Raw genomic sequence first — 15,532 nt, 5'->3', positions numbered from 1 at the left:
GCGCGGGCAGTCCGATCGGCCATATTCCGGCCTGTGTTGTGGCCGCGTCTGGCTAAAAGGCGGCAAGTTTCGGGGCGATAGTATCTTTGTTGAAACAAACTTGGCGTAGACGGGCCGCTGCCGCATCCAGGCCGGCCGTTCCGGTCCGGGTCCCCCATCCCGAAATTTCGCAACACGATCGAGTTGCGCGCCCCTCAAAGGTTCGAGCCAGCATGGCCTTTCTTAGCTTCGTCTACCGCTTCCTCACCAATTTCGCGTTCATGGCGGTGGTCTATTTCAGCCTGAATTTCATGGAGAAGTATCCGAACCGGGCGATCCTGGCGATCCTGGTGCTGGTCTATGCCGGCATGCGCGCCGCTTCGACGCTGCGCGCGTTCTACTTCTTTCAGAAGATCGAGAAGCTGGAGGCCGAGACCAAGCGCCTGCAGACCTCGATCAGTGACGGTTCAGGCGGAGCCTCTGCGCGCAGGCAGGTCGTCGCCGACGTGGCGCGGCTGCGGCGCGATGGCGAGCTCAAGTCCTATATGGACCTGTTCTTCCTGGCGCTGATCGTGCTGCTCTGCGTCGCCGCGATCATGCGGCAGTGAGGGCTCAGGCGCGCTTCTTCAGGCTGGCGACGCGGGTCGGTCGGGTGGTGGCGCTTCTGGATGCCGGGCCCTTGGGTGCAGTGCCCGTGGCTGTCGTGCCCTTGGCCGTCGTGCCCTTGGGCTGCTCGACATGATCCGGTGCCGCCGCCGCATGCGCCGTGCGCCGTCCCTGCAGCTTGGCCGCCTTGCCCTTTGCTGCTTTGGCATGTGCAGCCTTGTCCTTGGCCGCACGAGTTGCCTCGGCCGCCATCGCCAGCCGCGTCGCGGCACGCCGAGATAGGGTCGTCGACAGCAGCACCTCCACCGAGCCTTCGGGGATCGCAAAGAGTGCGCGGCCGGGCGCGGGCAGGGTGGCTGCGACATTGGCCTGCGCCATGGTCCGGAGCGGCAGCAGCGGCTGATGCTCGGCCAGCGCATTGAGGTCGGCAAGAGCGGGCGCCGGCAGCGCCCGGGTCTGCGTGAACACGAAATTCGGCACGCGCGGCCAGCGCGCGATCGGCGTCGTCTCGGTCGGCGGATGCAGCAGCCATTCCACCGTCGTGGTCGGCGTCGCCGGCCGCTCGGCGGTCGCGGGTACCACATGCACAATGCGATAGCCGCGCGCCTTGAGGTCGCGGATGATCTTGGGCAGCGCCGCCACCGTGCGGGCCTGGATGTCGTGCAGCAGCAGGATACCCTTGCCCTTGGCCTCCAGCCGCTGGATCGCGAGCTGGTAGACGCGGTCGGACGACACATGCCGCCAGTCGTCGGCAGGGAAATCGGCGCTCCAGACCTGGATGCCGCGCGAGATCAGATAATTCTCGACGCCCTCGGCGCGCATCAGGCCGGGAATGCGGAAGAACGGGGCGAGTTGGGACGGATCGGTCATCGCGGCCGAGGTCCACGCGATTCCGCCGTTGATCTCGGCCTCGGCCTTGTCGATCGGCATCCGGTCGAAGGTCAGCGGATGGTCCATGCTGTGCGTGCCGACGGTATGGCCCGCCGCGACCAGCTTGCGCACGCCTTCCGGATTGGCCTTGGCCTGGCTGCCGATGATGAAGAAGGTCGCCTTGATGCACTCGTCGGCGAGGATCTGGAGCACCTGGTTGGAATATTTCGGCAGCGGACCGTCGTCGAAGGTCAGGACGACCTCATGGTCCTTCAGCGGCAATGTCTCGCGGTATTGCATGGTGCCGATCAGCGGATGCTCGCGCGGATCGACCACGAGGGTGCGGGAGGTGCCGAGGGCGTCCGGGTGGCCGGGACAGTCGGCCGCGAAGGCCGCCGGTGCGCCGACAGTCAGCATTCCCAGACAGAGGACGATCCACGATCGCGTCCGCAAAACAACGCTAATTCCGATCATGAACCTCGTCTGCCCTCGTGCGTGATTGCCGCCTTAGTAGGTCGGAGACGCCCCGGAATGGTTCAGGGGCGATGCCCCAACCATCTTTGCAGGAGGTAGCATGAACAGAGTGTTAATTGGGCCAGGATCACCCCATTTTGCGCTGGCGTGACATTCCGGCATCAATGCGCATCAGCGCTCTTCTGTGACGTGCCCGCTGGTACGACGTGGACCACCCGATAGCCGTTCTCCCTCAGATACCGCAGGAAGGCCGGCATCATTGCGGCCGTGCGCACCTTGTTGTCGTGGAAGAGGATGATGCCCTTGCCGCTCGCCGCCAGGCGGTCGGTGACGAGTTTCAATTCCTGCTCCGGCGTGATCTCCTCCCAGTCGCTCGCCCAGAGATCGGCCCCGAACACGACGATGCCGCGCGACTGGAGCAGGTCGAGCTCTGCCTGCGTCGACTCGAAATAGGGAAAACGGAAAAACGGCGTCGAGGGCGTCGTCGTCGAGGTGCCGTGCAGCGCCATCTCGACGGCAGCGATGCCGCGGTCGAGGTCGGCCATCGCCTTGTCGAACGGGATATGCGCCATGAACGGATGCGACCAGGTGTGGTGGCCGACGGTGTGGCCTTCGCGGGCGATGCGCTTGACCATGTCGGGAAACTCTGCGGCGTGCTGGCCGATCAGGAAGAAGGTCGCGCGCACGCACTCGTTCGCCAGCGCCGCCAGCACCTTCGACGTCGTCGGCGGGTACGGCCCGTCGTCGAAGGTCAGCACGACCTCGTGATCCGCCAGCGGCAGCGTCTGGGGAAAGCTCTTCAAGCCGACGCGCGGATACGTCTTGGCGTCGACGGTCAGGATGCGCGAAGTGCCGAGCGCATCCTTGCGCGGGCACTCGGCGGCATGGGTCGAGGCAATGCCGGTGAGGGCCGCAACGATCGCGCCCGCCGTCATCGATGTCCATTTCAATCCAAGCATCTTTGTCATTGCGCCCAGAGTTGCCTTGTGGGTATTGCCTGAGCCATCGGCTCAGACCACTGGTTCCAACCTGTCAACCGGCGAGGCGCGCCATGGATGAACATATGGACGTTGCCCCATCCGCCTCGGATTCGGTACTCGACCACGTGCCGATGCGCAATGAGAACGGCGAAATTCGGCACGAATTCGTCGAAGAAATTGCCCGGGCGATCGAGGCTGGCGACAGCGCTGCGCTGCGTGCCTGTGTCGCCGAACTGCACGAGGCCGATCTCGGCGATCTGATCGGTGCCCTGGAGCCCGACGACCGCGTCCGCCTGGTCGAGCTGACGGGGCGCGATTTCGACTTCTCGGCCCTGAACGAGGTCGACGAGGCCGTCCGCGAGGAGATCCTCGAGGAGCTGCCGCCGGAGACGGTCGCCGAGGGCGTCCGCGAGCTCGAATCCGACGATGCGGTCGAGCTCCTGGAAACCCTCGACGAGGCCGAGCAGGAGCAGATCCTCGAAAAGTTGCCGCTCAAGGAGCGCGTCGCGCTCGAGCGCAGCCTGCTCTATCCGGAGAACTCCGCCGGCCGCCGGATGCAGACCGAGTTCATCGCCGTGCCCCAGGATTTCACCGTGGGCCAGGCGATCGACTACATGCGCGAGACGCCGGATCTGCCCGACCGCTTTTACGAGATCTACGTCGTCGACAAGGACCAGCACTGGCTGGGCGCGGTGCCGCTCGACGTGCTCTTGCGCACGCGCCGTCCGGTAGCGCTGACCGAGCTGACCGACGAAGACCGCCGCCGCGTCTCCGTCCTGGAGGACCAGGAAGAGGTGGCGCGCATGTTCGGCAAGTACAATCTCGTCGCCGCACCCGTGCTCGACACCCAGGACCGCCTCGTCGGCGTCATCACCGTCGACGACGTCGTCGACGTCATCGAGGAGGAGGCGGACGAGGACCTCAAGGCGCTCGGCGGCGTCACCAGCGACGAAGAGCTGTCGGACACATTCCTCACCATCGCCCGCGGCCGCTTCAACTGGCTGCTGGTGAACCTCGCCACCGCGTTCCTGGCGTCCTCCGTGCTCGGCCTGTTCGAGGGCCAGCTGGAGAAGATGGTCGCGCTCGCGGTGCTGGCGCCGATCGTGGCGAGCCAGGGCGGCAATGCCGCGACCCAGACCATGACGGTGGCGGTGCGGGCGCTGGCGACGCGCGAGCTCGGCTCCTCCAACGCCTGGCGCGTGGTGCTGCGCGAGGCCCTGGTCGGCCTCGTCAACGGCCTCGCCTTCGCCGTGATCACCGGCATTGCCGCAGTCGCCTGGTTCAAGATCCCGGGCCTCGGCATCGTCATCGGGCTCGCCATCATCTGCAACCTCGTCGCCGGCGCGCTCGGCGGAATCCTGATCCCGATGGCGCTGGATCGCGTCCGGGCCGACCCGGCGGTGGCGTCTGGCACCTTCGTGACCACTGTGACCGATGTCGTCGGCTTCTTCTCCTTCCTCGGTATCGCGACCCTGTGGTTCGGGTTGAAGTAGCGAACGGCGCACGCTCTCTCCACGTCATTGCGAGCGCAGCGAAGCAATCCAGAATCCCTCCACGGAAAGATCCTGGATTGCTTCGTCGCAAGAGCTCCTCGCAATGACGGGGGAGGCGGCGGGGCACTCTAACCCTCGTGCCCCGACTGCGCTGCGTTTTTAATCCCACCTTAAGCGACCTGCCGCATCATCGCTGTGCTTGGGGGAATCGGCATGCGGTTGCGGCTGAAGGCGGACGGACGGATCGTCGAATTGCGGGATGGGCAGGAATTTCCGGTCCAGCCTGCGGCCAATGCCGCGCCGGGCGATACCGGCCCGCTCGCGGTGCGCGATCTGCGGCGCCGCGCCTGCCTGACCCAGATGGAGTTCGCCGCCAAGCTCGGCGTCCCCGTCGAGACCATCCGCAATTGGGAGCAGGGCAAGCGCGCTCCACGGGGGCCTGCCCGCGCGCTGCTCGCGGTGATCGCGCATGCGCCGGACACCGTGTTCCAGGCGCTCGCCAAGGTCTGACGCACACCTCTCGTTAGACCTGCACCTGAATATTCGCGCCGATCGTTGCGGCGTCCGTTGGCAGCATCATCGGCCGGGTCCATAATGATATTTCGGGCTGCCGCAACAGAGAGGATTCCTCATGCTGTTCGTCGAGGCCAATGGCGCGAGAATCCCGGCGATCGGGCTCGGGACCTGGGAGCTGAGCGGCAGGCCTGCCGCGCGCGTGGTCGAGCAGGCGCTGCGGCTCGGCTATCGTCACATCGACACCGCGCAGGTCTACGACAATGAGCGGGAGGTCGGCGACGGCTTGCGCGCCTCCGGCGTGCGCCGCGACGACGTCTTCCTCACCACCAAGGTCTGGACCAACCATTTCGCGCCCAACGATCTCGAACGCTCGGTCAAGGAGAGCCTCGCCCGGTTGCGGCTTCCCTGCGTCGATCTGTTGCTGCTGCACTGGCCCAATTCCCACGTGCCGCTGGCGGAGACGCTGGGCGCGCTGTCGCACGCCAGGCAGATGGGGCTGACCCGCCACATCGGCGTCTCCAATTTCACGGTGGCGCTGATCGAGCAGGCGGTCGCGCTGTCGGCCGAGCCGCTCGTCTGCAACCAGGTAGAATATCACCCTTATCTCGACCAGGTGAAGGTGAGGGCAGCCTGCGACCAGCACGGCCTCGCGCTGGTCGCCTACAGCCCGATTGCGAGGGGCCGCATCAAGTCCGATCAGACGCTTGCCGAAATCGGGCGCGCCCACGGCAAGACGCCGGCGCAGGTCTGCCTGCGCTGGCTGGTGCAGCAGAATGTCGCTGCGATCCCGCGCACCTCGCGCGTCGAGCGTCTGTCGGAAAACATCGACATCTTCGATTTCGAGCTGTCGGAAGACGAGATGAGCCGGGTCGCCGGGCTCGCCAATCCCAGGGGACGCCTGACCGATTTCGGCTTCGCGCCGAAATGGGATTGAGGGGGACTTCCGTTATGCTAGGACCGCGGCAGCAACCCAAGATCGGTCGATGGAACTGCGGAAGATCATACGGACGGACATTGCGGCGTCGGCGATCGCGCATCTGACGCTGGTGGGGCTGATCATCCTGATCAGCGAAGTCCATCCGTTCCACGCCGCTCCGCCCGAGACCGTGATGGTGGACATCGTCACGCCGGAGCAGGTGAGGCAGGAAGAGGCCAAAGCGGACGAGAAGGCCGAGGAGAAGTCCAAGGACGAGGCAAAGGAGAAGCCGCCGGAGCCGCTCCCCGATCTGAAGCTGCCGAAGCTCGATGTCACCGACAAGGCCGACGCAGCGCCCAAGCCCGCGGCCAAGCAGGAGGCTGCTGCACCATCGCCATCCCCGCAGGCATCGCCTGAGGCAAGGCAGAACCAGCCACCATCCTCACAGCCGCAGAAGCAGCACGAGGCCAATGTGCAACCGCAGCCTCAGCTGCCTCAGCAGTCGCAGTCGCAACCGCCACCTCAGGCAATGCAGCAGCCACAGGCCATGCCGCCGCCGGCCTATCTGCCTCCGGAGCCGGATGTCACCGTCAAATACGGCGTCATGCTGGGCCTTCCGCCTGAACTGCCGACGGAGCAGCTGAAAGATGTCCCCAAGGACGATGGCGGCGACGCCAAGGATTCGATCGCCGCGAAGCTTCCACCCGAGGTCATCGCCGCGCTTCGCCGCCATCTGAGAAGCTGCGCCAAGCTGCCGGCGGGGGTCGCGCCGACCGACAACGTCCAGGTCAAGCTGCGCACGGTGTTCGCCACCGACGGCACGCTGGCACGCGAGCCGATCCTGCTCGAAGCTCCGCCGTCCGTGAAGGGCGTGGCTATCGTCAAGTCCGCAACGAGCGCGCTCCAGAACTGCCAGCCCTACAAGATGCTGCCGGCCAATTTGTACGGGGAATGGAAGGTGTTGGATTTGCCGTTCAGCCCGAAGGATTTTGGAAGCTAGCTCCCGGGAAGCCACTCGCAAAGATCCCGGATGTCGCTTCGCTCATCGCGGGCTACGGGATCTGGCTGTGTCGCCGGCTGTCAAGCCGCCGCATCGAAAATATTCCGCTTTACCGAAGTTCGGAAATGGCGTATTTGTCGCCCATCCCGGCTCATTCTTGAGGGGCGATCATGAGGTCGTCGTTTTCGCGAGCCGGGCTTGCGGTGGACGCGGCAGCGTCGTGCACGAGATGTGAAGGGCAGGGCGGATTGCTCTCCGTGAGCCCGGAACGGCGTGCGGACGAGCGGCGCTGACAGGTTCGTCCCGGCGGTATTCGATGGCAACGTGCACAACGTCGTCGGAGCCGGTGGGGTCAAGCGAGCCGCGCGTACGGTAAAACCGTGTGGTCCTGGCCGTCGTTGCTACGGTCAAGCTCTTGCGGAGGCGGCAGTCGCGTCAACCGGCGCGGTGCCGGTGAATTTCGCGGGAGCGAGGGAGGCCAGAACGAACTCGGCTCCCGGGAGAGCACGGCATAAGCCGTCCGACCATCGTGCAGGGAAGGCCGAGTGATTGGCTACACCTGTATGCTGCTGTGCGGTTCTTCCTGCGTGTGCATTTCGCGCAGCGGACCGCGGGTGCCGGCCGGCACCCGGTCTTCCCTGTGCCCTCTTGGCTCGAGAGGGTGAGCGACGAAGCAAGGCTCGGGCGAATTCAGCCGCGAGAACGCGAAGGCGTGTCTGCGAGTTGAAATGCGGACGCAGAGCAGCACGTGTTTCAATGACCGCGCTTCCGCAACTCCTCACCATTCACCACCTCCGGCGCCATCGCGGCCCATGCACTGGACGCGAACTGCCGTCGCCAGGTCACGACCACCACCGCCGCCGTGGTCACGAACAGCACCCAGGGACTGACGAACCAGCCGAGATAGCCGAGCGCGAAGAAGAAGGCGCGCTGGCCGCGGTTGAAATGGCGGCCGGCGGATTCGAACAGGCGGGAGGTGCGGATGACATGGGCTTCGGCCTCCGACGTGTCGCGCCGGTCGGCCGGCGGCATGCCGCCGAACAGGATCGCGACGTAGTTGAACAGGCGATAGGCCCAGGCGAATTTGAAGAAGGCGTAGACGCAGATCAGCACGAGGCCGACGCATTTCAGTTCCCACATCGCGGGCGAGGTGCTGAGGTCGACCGGCAGCTTGCTCAGAATCGTGATGGCGTCGTTGGTGGCGTGCAGCAGCGCCAGCGCGCCGCCGAGCGCGAACAGGCTGGTGGAAGCGAAGAAGGCGGTGCCGCTCTGCAGCGAGGCCATGATCTGCATGTCGACCATGCGCGTCTCGCGGTGGAGCATCCGGCGCACCCAGACCTCGCGATAGCGGTTCATGCGCGCCGACAGGCTGTCGCGGCCATAGGTCGAATGTTCCAGCGTCAGCGCGTAGACCAGCCATTCGATGATGAAGAAGCCGACGGCGGTAATGTCGACCCAGTGCCTGCTCATGTCTGTCTCGTGTCTGTCTCTTGGCGAGGACCGCAACGATTGCCACGCATGACGGGGCGCAGCAACGATTGATTGGCAGCAGGCGATGGCGTTAAAAGCGGCTCGCTTCAAAGCGTCTCGGGAAGGATGGATGACATGGCTGCGCTGAAACTCGCGATCGGCAACAAGAACTACTCGTCATGGTCGATGCGGCCCTGGCTCGCGCTCCGCGCCAACGACATTCCGTTCGTGGAGACGCTCATCCCGCTCTACACCGATAATCCCGCCGACAAGGAGCAGATCCTGTCCTTCAGCCGCGCCGGCAAGGTGCCGGTGCTGATCGACGGTGACATCACGGTGTGGGATTCGCTCGCCATCATCGAGTACATCGCCGAGCGCTATCCGGAAGTGAAGCTGTGGCCCGACGATGTCGCTGCGCGCGCGCATGCCCGCTCTGTGTGCGCCGAGATGCATTCCGGCTTCATGGCCTTGCGCAACGAATGCGGCATGAACCTGCATCGACCGATCCGCCCCGTGGCGCTGTCGGCGGACGCCAAGGACAACGTCGCGCGCATCGAGGCGATCTGGCGCGAGTGCCGCGCCCGCTATGGCGCGAAGGGAGCGTTCCTGTTCGGCCGCTTCGGCGCGGCGGACGCCATGTATGCCCCGGTCGTGCACCGGTTTCGCACCTACGCGATCGAGGTGACGCCGGACACCAAAGCCTACATGGAGACGATGATGGCACTGCCGGCATTCCAGGAATGGACGCGCGACGGGCTTGCCGAAACGCTCGTCATCGCGAAGTTCGAGGACGCCTGACCGCAGGCTTTGACGGGGGCTGCCGACCGGCCCGCCGGCCGGCGGCCTCAGGCCGGCAATGAGCGAGGGGCGGTGGATCGGGGGTGCGACACCGGCCTGCGACATGCCGGCGGAACGAGCAGCTCCGCTGGTATCATCGGCCCGCCATTTGTCCCGTTATCGTTCTGAAATGACTGAAAAATTTGGGTGCTTGCCATGCTGCCATGGCGCTGGCCAAAACGGCGAGTCGCGTGCTATACAGCAGCCCGGGTTTCCGGCCGGCCATCGCAGTGGGACACTGGGCGAGGTAGGCGCTGTTTGAGTAATGGAGAGGGTGTTGAAGCACAAATTTCCCGTGGGATCGCGCGTCCTGTTCACGGCAAGCAACGTCGCGCGTCCCGCTGCCAGCGGCTCGTACGAAGTCATCCGTCTGCTGCCGACCGACGGCGACGACTGCCAGTACCGGATCAAGAGCTCGACCGAAGCCTTCGAGCGCGTCGCCAAGGAAAGCCAGCTCGCGCTCTCCTGAAGGCTGTCCGCACCCGCGCATTGGTGCCATCAGGGATTTGTGTCCCGCGCCGTCAAAAGGCCCGCTTCACCTTCACAAGGTGGGCCGGGGCAGTTGCCGACCCGCGGTGCTCGCTTGACCATTCGCTCTTTGCTCGCGTGAGGGGACGCCGCGCATGAATTGGGCATGGGTTAATTCGCTCGACGGGCACTCGTCGGCCTTCCCGACGTGGATGACGCTGGCGGTCGCCGGATTCTTCGGATTGATTCTCCTGGTCACGCTGCTGCGCGCCGACAGATCGGTCGCCAACGGTGTGCTGACCGTCATTACGCTGCTATCCATCGCGATCGCCGGGGCAGCCGCCGTGCGCGTCTATGCACCGGACGGGCAGGCCGCCCCGGCCGAAGCGCGCGTGCAAGGCGCAGTGACCGCGAACCTGCCGGCGCTGTCCTGTCTCGACGATCTCGCGGGCGATGCCGTCGCCGCTGGTTGCGAGAAGGCGCTGTTCGGCGCGCCTGACGCCGCGGCCGCCGCCGTGTCCTACACGGCCGCCAGGATCGACCGGCTGACCGCGCTCGGCGACGTCGCCACGGCGGAGAGGAGCCTGACACTCGAGATGAAGGTGCTGCGCAAGTCGCTTGAGCGTGATCGCTACGGCCTTGTCGCGCATGTGCTGATCGTGCGCGACGGCTGCACGCAGTTCGATTGCGCCGCGTTCCGCTCGCTGACCGACCAGCAGCAGGTCGCCGCCAACATGGGCTCCCATCTCTACGACACGCTGGTCGCGCGCTACGCGCCGACCTGGAATACGCCCGCAACAGCGCCGGCGATGCCGGCCACTGCCGCGCTTGCCGGGCTGCCGCCGTCGGTGCCGACGGGCAGGCCGACCAATGCGGAGTTCCCGAGCGCTGCGTCGACGCCGCCGGTGAGCATCATGAGTGCGGAGCCGTCCCCGACATCGCGCCAGGCCGCGCCTGCAGCCAACGCGGCGCCGCCAGCGCCGCGCACGCCGGCCGCAACCTCGGCGCAGGCTGCGGCACCCGCCGCCAAGAAACCGCCGGCGCCGAAGGCTGCGCGTGCGCCGGCTGCCGCCCCGGTTCCTCTCGCGCCACCGGCCTCGGCGCCGGTTCCGGCAGCTGCGGATAACGAGTAGATCGGCATTCCCAATGCGTGGCTGCCCGGCTAATGCTTGGGTATGCCACTCCATCTGATCAAGCTCGCCGTCGGTTGCGACTCCGTCAAGGAATTGAAGGAGTGGGTGGCCGAACGGATGCAGACCGCCAAGAAGAAGGGTCTGCCGCAACGTCACATCCATATCACCCGCATGGCGCCCAAGCGCGACGCCGAAATCCTCGCCGGCGGTTCGCTCTATTGGGTGATCAAGGGCGAGATCGCCGCGCGGGAAAAGATCATCGGCATCGAGCCGTTCCGCGACAAGGATGGTATCGGACGCTGCCGGATCGTGATGCAGCCGAAAGTGATCTCGGTCTCGCCGCGGCCGATGCGCCCGTTCCAGGGCTGGCGCTATCTCACCGACGATTCCGTTCCGGCCGATCTCGGCAAGTCCGCGGCCGGCTCGATCGCGGCGATGCCGGAGCCGATGCGGCGCGAGCTGCGTGATCTCGGGCTGCTATGAGCATGATCCGGAAAAGTGTGCAGAGGTTTTCCGAAAAGATCATGCTCAAACAATAACCTAAAGCGCGATGGCGTCATCGCGCTTTAGACCGCGATATTGTCGATCAGCCGGGTGGTGCCGAGCTTGGCTGCGACCAGGATCCGCAGGGGCCCGTCCTTGCGCGAGGTGACCGGCGCCAGCGTCTCGGCGTGGCGGACCTCGTAATAGTCGAGCGCAAAGCCGGCCGCCTTGATCATTTCGGCGCCGCCAGCCATCGCAGGTGCGATCGAATCGCCGGCCCGGATGCGCCCGGCGCTCTCCTTCATGGCGCGGTAGAGGACGGTGGCGGTCTGCCGCTCCTCGGGCGAGAGGTAGACGTTGCGCGAGGACATCGCGAGTCCGTCGCGCTCGCGCACGGTGCGGGAGCCGAGGACCTTGACGCCGAGGTCGAGGTCGCGCGCCATCTGTGTCACCACCCGCAACTGCTGAAAATCCTTTTCGCCGAAGATCGCAAAGTCCGGCCGGCACTGCGTGAACAGCTTGCCGACGACGGTGGCGACGCCGCCGAAGAAGTGCGGGCGGAAGCGGTCCTCGAGGCCAGCCAGCGCCGGTCCTTCCGGCACGATGCGGGTGGCAAAGCCCTCCGGATACATGGCCTCGACGCCCGGGTGCCAGACGATATCGACGTCCTCGGCCGCGAGCTTGGCGATGTCGGCCTTCCAGGTGCGCGGATAGGCGCCAAAATCCTCGGTCGGGGCAAACTGAGTCGGGTTGACGAAGATCGACACCACGACGCGGCTGGCGCGCCGCTTGGCGAGGCGGACCAGCGACACATGGCCGTCATGGAGGGCCCCCATGGTCGGGACCAGCGCGATCGTGGCCTTTCGCTTGCGAAGATTGTCGACGGCGCGTCGCAGGGCGGGGACCGTGCGGGCGATCAATGGGCTTGCTGACATCAGGACTCGATGGATTGGGAATCGGCGCGGGTGCGGGCATCGTGCCCGACCGGCTAACCTTAACAAGTGGCGATCATGGACGCCATGCATCCGGATGCGGCACAGCATCCCGCGCAAGGTGGCGCAGGACGTCGCGACATTGCAGACCGGATCAACAGACGAAGGACGGCGCAACGATTCACGATGAAGCAGGTCGCGTTGCGATTTGCATGATCTGTCACGCATTTCACTTGACCGCAGACGCGGTCAACTCGAAGATATTCGCGAGCGGCGTTGAGGATCATCATGCTTGTGCAGGCTAGCCAAGGCCGATCGGGCTCGGCGCATGTGGTCGTGCTCGGCAACGAGAAGGGCGGCTCCGGCAAATCGACCACCGCCTTGCACATCGCCGTTGCGCTCCTCAAAGCCGGCCAGCGCGTCGCCACGATCGATCTCGACTGCCGCCAGCAGAGCTTCACACGCTATATCGACAACCGCGCCGCCTGGGCCCGCCGCACCAAGCTCGATCTCGAACTGCCGCTGCATCGCTGCATCAAGCTCGGCGAGACCATGCAGATCGCCGAGAACGAGCATTCCGAGTTCCAGCAGTTCATGGAGGCGGTCTCGGCGGTCGAGAGCAGCTTCGACTTCATCGTCATCGATACGCCCGGCACCGACAGCTATCTCATGCGGCTCGCCCATTCGATGGCCGACACCCTGGTGACGCCGCTCAACGACAGCTTCCTGGATTTCGACGTGCTCGGTACCGTCGATCCCGCCAACTACGCGGTGACGGGTGAGAGCCACTATGCCGAGATGGTGCGCGACGTCAGGCGCAAGCGCCGCCAGCTCGACGGCGCAACCACCGACTGGATCGTCGTGCGCAACCGCCTGTCGATGCTCGGCTCCCGCAACAAGCAGCTCGTCGCCGAGGGACTGAAGGATTTGTCGCTGCGGCTCGGCTTCCGTTACGTCGACGGCTTCGCCGAACGCGTCGTCTACCGCGAATTCTTTCCGCGTGGTCTGACCGCCCTCGACGAGATCGACGAGGCCACGCTCGGCATGCGGCCCAATCTCGGCCATCTTACCGCGCGGGAGGAGGTGACGAGCCTGCTCCGCCAGCTCAAGCTGCCGCTCGACGAGCGCGGTCGGCGCCGCGCCGCCAACCGGGCCGAGTGGTTCAACCAGGTCGACAAGCCGCTCGAGGTCCACGACATCCTGGGCGTCTAAAGCGGCGGCGGTAAGCTGCTACTTTCCACCGATCCAAGCAGCCGGTTCCTGCGGGAACCGTGGCTGCGCTCGACGCGTTTTCACCCCGTGTTGACTGCGAAACCAACCCAATTAGGGGCCGGTTGCGTCGGATGGTGAGCTGCACCTGACGTAGTGGTATGAGAATGGGGTGCACAGAAAACGTGTGCGTCGCACAATGGAAGGGCTGCGATTTCACATTATTTAGCCTTCCTGTCACGCTGCTGTGACATATATTAGGGAATAGGCGACAAGGGGCCAAAGAGCTCCGGAAGAACACGATTTTCAACAGGGATTCAGGCCACTAAGCCTGAGGCTGAGGACGAAAATGAAGCGTGGAATTGCCGTTCTGGTTTCGGTTAGTGCCCTCTGCGGCATCGCCTATTTCACGGCGAGCAAGTGGGCTATCAAGCACGAGACCATCACCTTCTACGACGCCTCGCGCGACAATCGTCCGGTGCCCGTCTACGTCGCGGTGCGCCGCGACAAGGAAATGCAGGCCAACGCCGGCATGATCACGCTGCCGGTCGCCGTGATCAATCACGGCAACACCGTCAAGAACACCGAGTACGGCTTCCTCGCCAACATCTTCGCTGCGCGCGGCTACATGGTCTTGAGCCCGCAGCATGACCTGCCGACGGATCCTCCGATGGTGACGAAGCCCGGCGAGCTCTATGTCGGCCGCCTGCCGCAGATCCTGCGCGGCGTCGCCAACATTCATCTCGCCATGCAGGAGATGAAGAAGGTTCAGCCCAATGCCGACTACGACAAGGTGACGATGGTCGGCCACTCCATGGGCGGCGACATCACGATGTACTTCGCCAAGCAGTATCCGGATGAGGTCAAGAAGGTCGTCACCCTCGACAATCTGCGCGTGCCCTTCGTCACCGCCGGCAAGTTCAAGATCCTGTCGTTCCGCTCCCAGGATCCGCAGTTCAAGACCGATGCGGGCGTGCTTCCGACCGACGAGGAATGCGAGAAGGCGGGCATCCAGGTCGTGAAGACCGAATTCCAGCACAACGACATGCGTGACACCGGTCCGGATGTGGCGAAGAACTCGATCCAGAGCATGCTCGACAAGTTTCTGAGCACGACCGACAGCGAAGCGGCGCCGGTCGACACGCAATCGTCCCCGCCCAAGATCCTCGAGCCTGGTCCGGTCGCTCTGATGGCACCCGCCAAAGGTTGACCTACAAGAGCTGACGCACAAGACGTCACCGCTCGACTGCACCGATCGTCAAAGCCTCCGCCGGCCTTCCCGCGGAGGCTTTGCACATTGACCGGACCGCATGCGCTGACCACATTAGTCGCTGACGCAAGGTGCAAGCAGCGATGTCGGGCGAACCCATCAAACCGCGCGGTCGCGATGCCGCTTCGGCGCAAGCAGACGGCGCGCTGCCGCAAGCGGCGACCTCAACCTCGGAAGACATCGCCGCCTTCGTCGCCAAGGCGCGGGCGCTTTCACCACATTCACCGGGCTCCAAGGGGCGGCTGATCTTCGCGCTGGATGCGACGATGAGCCGGCAGCCGACCTGGGACCTGGCCTGCGCGCTCCAGGCCGACATGTTTCGCGAGGCCGCAGCGCTCGGCAGTCTCGACATCCGGCTGGTCTACTATCGCGGCTTCAACGAGTGCCGTACCACGGGCTGGATCTCCGACAGCGCCAAGCTGGCGGCGCTGATGAGCAAGATCGATTGCCGCGGCGGCGATACCCAGATCGGCAAGGTGCTGAGCGAGGCCCGGCGCGAAGCGGTGGCGTCCGGCGTGCGGGCCGTGGTCTTCGTCGGGGATGCCATGGAGGAACACGTCGACGAGCTCTGCACCAAGGCCGGCGAGCTCGGCATGCTCAAGGTGCCCGTGTTCGTGTTTCAGGAGGGCCGTGACGCCGTCGCCGAGCAGGCCTTCCGCCAGATCGCGCGCCTGACCGGTGGCGCCTGGTGCCGGTTCGATCCCGGCGCGGCGGCGCAGCTGCGCGAGCTGTTGCGGGCAGCTGCGGCCTATGCAGCCGGCGGACGCGAAGCGTTGCTGAAACTGGCGAAGACCGCGAGCGGCGCGGCGATTCTGATCGGCCAGATGAAGTAGCGATCGGGCAGGCGCGGCTCGCGGCGGCGGTGGATGCGATGCATTTTGCGGCGAGGGCGACTA

16 protein-coding genes are annotated in these 15,532 nt (G+C 65.4%); 12 read left to right on the top strand and 4 right to left on the bottom strand.

Annotated elements, in window-relative coordinates; genetic code table 11:
- Positions 1-212 precede the first annotated feature (212 nt).
- The gene (locus H1B27_RS11640) at positions 213-587 is read left to right on the top strand and encodes a hypothetical protein (RefSeq protein ID WP_061877254.1); all 375 of its coding nucleotides are present in this window, start codon (positions 213-215) and stop codon (positions 585-587) included.
- Between the two features lie 4 nt (positions 588-591).
- Here the strand turns inward: H1B27_RS11640 and H1B27_RS11635 are convergent, their stop codons facing one another.
- Complete coding sequence (locus tag H1B27_RS11635; RefSeq protein ID WP_197966148.1) at positions 592-1,929, bottom strand: polysaccharide deacetylase family protein; 1,338 nt, start codon at positions 1,927-1,929, stop codon at positions 592-594.
- A gap of 161 nt (positions 1,930-2,090) precedes the next feature.
- A complete protein-coding gene (locus tag H1B27_RS11630) occupies positions 2,091-2,897 on the bottom strand; it encodes a polysaccharide deacetylase family protein (RefSeq protein WP_156504758.1) in 807 nt (268 codons plus the stop codon).
- Positions 2,898-2,980: 83 nt separating this feature from the next.
- Here H1B27_RS11630 and mgtE point away from each other — a divergent pair, with 83 nt between their 5' ends.
- The 4 genes from mgtE (at position 2,981) to tolA (ending at position 6,834) form a co-directional block, all read left to right on the top strand.
- Entirely contained in the window at positions 2,981-4,402 is a 1,422-nt protein-coding gene (mgtE, locus tag H1B27_RS11625; RefSeq protein ID WP_061877257.1) for a magnesium transporter, read from the top strand.
- A gap of 213 nt (positions 4,403-4,615) precedes the next feature.
- The gene (locus tag H1B27_RS11620) at positions 4,616-4,912 is read left to right on the top strand and encodes a helix-turn-helix domain-containing protein (protein ID WP_061877258.1); all 297 of its coding nucleotides are present in this window, start codon (positions 4,616-4,618) and stop codon (positions 4,910-4,912) included.
- Between the two features lie 121 nt (positions 4,913-5,033).
- Positions 5,034-5,852 carry an aldo/keto reductase gene (locus tag H1B27_RS11615; RefSeq protein WP_197966147.1) on the top strand — a complete coding sequence of 273 codons (819 nt, stop codon included), beginning with the start codon at positions 5,034-5,036 and terminating at the stop codon, positions 5,850-5,852.
- A 49-nt stretch (positions 5,853-5,901) separates the two neighbouring features.
- Entirely contained in the window at positions 5,902-6,834 is a 933-nt protein-coding gene (gene tolA, locus H1B27_RS11610) for a cell envelope integrity protein TolA (protein ID WP_197966146.1), read from the top strand.
- A gap of 753 nt (positions 6,835-7,587) precedes the next feature.
- On the opposite strand, the gene H1B27_RS11605 is transcribed toward tolA, so the two are convergent.
- Complete coding sequence (locus tag H1B27_RS11605; RefSeq protein WP_197966145.1) at positions 7,588-8,304, bottom strand: DUF599 domain-containing protein; 717 nt, start codon at positions 8,302-8,304, stop codon at positions 7,588-7,590.
- A 135-nt stretch (positions 8,305-8,439) separates the two neighbouring features.
- On the opposite strand from H1B27_RS11605, the gene H1B27_RS11600 reads away from it, so the two are divergent.
- The 4 genes from H1B27_RS11600 to H1B27_RS11585 all read left to right on the top strand — a co-directional run bounded on the left by H1B27_RS11600 (position 8,440) and on the right by H1B27_RS11585 (position 11,225).
- Positions 8,440-9,102, top strand: a complete 663-nt coding sequence (locus tag H1B27_RS11600) for a glutathione S-transferase family protein (protein ID WP_197966144.1) — start codon at positions 8,440-8,442, stop codon at positions 9,100-9,102.
- Between the two features lie 304 nt (positions 9,103-9,406).
- Positions 9,407-9,610 (top strand): hypothetical protein, encoded by a 204-nt coding sequence (locus tag H1B27_RS11595; RefSeq protein ID WP_085966667.1) that lies wholly within the window; start codon positions 9,407-9,409, stop codon positions 9,608-9,610.
- A 154-nt stretch (positions 9,611-9,764) separates the two neighbouring features.
- Positions 9,765-10,742 carry a hypothetical protein gene (locus H1B27_RS11590; protein WP_197966143.1) on the top strand — a complete coding sequence of 326 codons (978 nt, stop codon included), beginning with the start codon at positions 9,765-9,767 and terminating at the stop codon, positions 10,740-10,742.
- 42 nt (positions 10,743-10,784) lie between these two features.
- Positions 10,785-11,225: a DUF1489 family protein gene (locus H1B27_RS11585; RefSeq protein ID WP_197966219.1), complete on the top strand. Its 441-nt coding sequence runs from the start codon at positions 10,785-10,787 to the stop codon at positions 11,223-11,225.
- 83 nt (positions 11,226-11,308) lie between these two features.
- On the opposite strand, the gene panC is transcribed toward H1B27_RS11585, so the two are convergent.
- Positions 11,309-12,160: a pantoate--beta-alanine ligase gene (gene panC / locus H1B27_RS11580; protein ID WP_197966142.1), complete on the bottom strand. Its 852-nt coding sequence runs from the start codon at positions 12,158-12,160 to the stop codon at positions 11,309-11,311.
- A 285-nt stretch (positions 12,161-12,445) separates the two neighbouring features.
- On the opposite strand from panC, the gene H1B27_RS11575 reads away from it, so the two are divergent.
- The 3 genes from H1B27_RS11575 to H1B27_RS11565 all read left to right on the top strand — a co-directional run bounded on the left by H1B27_RS11575 (position 12,446) and on the right by H1B27_RS11565 (position 15,469).
- On the top strand, positions 12,446-13,369 hold the full coding sequence (locus tag H1B27_RS11575) for a division plane positioning ATPase MipZ (RefSeq protein WP_197966141.1): 924 nt from the start codon (positions 12,446-12,448) through the stop codon (positions 13,367-13,369).
- A gap of 346 nt (positions 13,370-13,715) precedes the next feature.
- A complete protein-coding gene (locus H1B27_RS11570) occupies positions 13,716-14,576 on the top strand; it encodes an alpha/beta fold hydrolase (protein ID WP_197966140.1) in 861 nt (286 codons plus the stop codon).
- 143 nt (positions 14,577-14,719) lie between these two features.
- Positions 14,720-15,469 (top strand): vWA domain-containing protein, encoded by a 750-nt coding sequence (locus H1B27_RS11565; protein WP_197966139.1) that lies wholly within the window; start codon positions 14,720-14,722, stop codon positions 15,467-15,469.
- The last annotated feature ends 63 nt before the right edge of the window (positions 15,470-15,532 follow it).

Origin of the sequence: Bradyrhizobium diversitatis, assembly GCF_016031635.1 — a bacterium.
Taxonomy (GTDB): domain Bacteria; phylum Pseudomonadota; class Alphaproteobacteria; order Rhizobiales; family Xanthobacteraceae; genus Bradyrhizobium; species Bradyrhizobium diversitatis.
The sequence above is the reverse complement of the archived record's forward strand: the minus strand, read 5'-3'. Positions and strand labels throughout refer to the sequence as shown.

What these genes read in the sequence shown, in the direction of transcription:
- H1B27_RS11640 (WP_061877254.1), top strand. Translation starts at nt 213, where the DNA reads ATGGCCTTTCTTAGCTTCGTCTACCGCTTCCTCACCAATTTCGCGTTC.
- H1B27_RS11635 (WP_197966148.1), bottom strand. Translation starts at nt 1,929, where the DNA reads ATGATCGGAATTAGCGTTGTTTTGCGGACGCGATCGTGGATCGTCCTC.
- H1B27_RS11630 (WP_156504758.1), bottom strand. Translation starts at nt 2,897, where the DNA reads ATGACAAAGATGCTTGGATTGAAATGGACATCGATGACGGCGGGCGCG.
- mgtE (WP_061877257.1), top strand. Translation starts at nt 2,981, where the DNA reads ATGGATGAACATATGGACGTTGCCCCATCCGCCTCGGATTCGGTACTC.
- H1B27_RS11620 (WP_061877258.1), top strand. Translation starts at nt 4,616, where the DNA reads ATGCGGTTGCGGCTGAAGGCGGACGGACGGATCGTCGAATTGCGGGAT.
- H1B27_RS11615 (WP_197966147.1), top strand. Translation starts at nt 5,034, where the DNA reads ATGCTGTTCGTCGAGGCCAATGGCGCGAGAATCCCGGCGATCGGGCTC.
- tolA (WP_197966146.1), top strand. Translation starts at nt 5,902, where the DNA reads ATGGAACTGCGGAAGATCATACGGACGGACATTGCGGCGTCGGCGATC.
- H1B27_RS11605 (WP_197966145.1), bottom strand. Translation starts at nt 8,304, where the DNA reads ATGAGCAGGCACTGGGTCGACATTACCGCCGTCGGCTTCTTCATCATC.
- H1B27_RS11600 (WP_197966144.1), top strand. Translation starts at nt 8,440, where the DNA reads ATGGCTGCGCTGAAACTCGCGATCGGCAACAAGAACTACTCGTCATGG.
- H1B27_RS11595 (WP_085966667.1), top strand. Translation starts at nt 9,407, where the DNA reads ATGGAGAGGGTGTTGAAGCACAAATTTCCCGTGGGATCGCGCGTCCTG.
- H1B27_RS11590 (WP_197966143.1), top strand. Translation starts at nt 9,765, where the DNA reads ATGAATTGGGCATGGGTTAATTCGCTCGACGGGCACTCGTCGGCCTTC.
- H1B27_RS11585 (WP_197966219.1), top strand. Translation starts at nt 10,785, where the DNA reads ATGCCACTCCATCTGATCAAGCTCGCCGTCGGTTGCGACTCCGTCAAG.
- panC (WP_197966142.1), bottom strand. Translation starts at nt 12,160, where the DNA reads ATGTCAGCAAGCCCATTGATCGCCCGCACGGTCCCCGCCCTGCGACGC.
- H1B27_RS11575 (WP_197966141.1), top strand. Translation starts at nt 12,446, where the DNA reads ATGCTTGTGCAGGCTAGCCAAGGCCGATCGGGCTCGGCGCATGTGGTC.
- H1B27_RS11570 (WP_197966140.1), top strand. Translation starts at nt 13,716, where the DNA reads ATGAAGCGTGGAATTGCCGTTCTGGTTTCGGTTAGTGCCCTCTGCGGC.
- H1B27_RS11565 (WP_197966139.1), top strand. Translation starts at nt 14,720, where the DNA reads ATGTCGGGCGAACCCATCAAACCGCGCGGTCGCGATGCCGCTTCGGCG.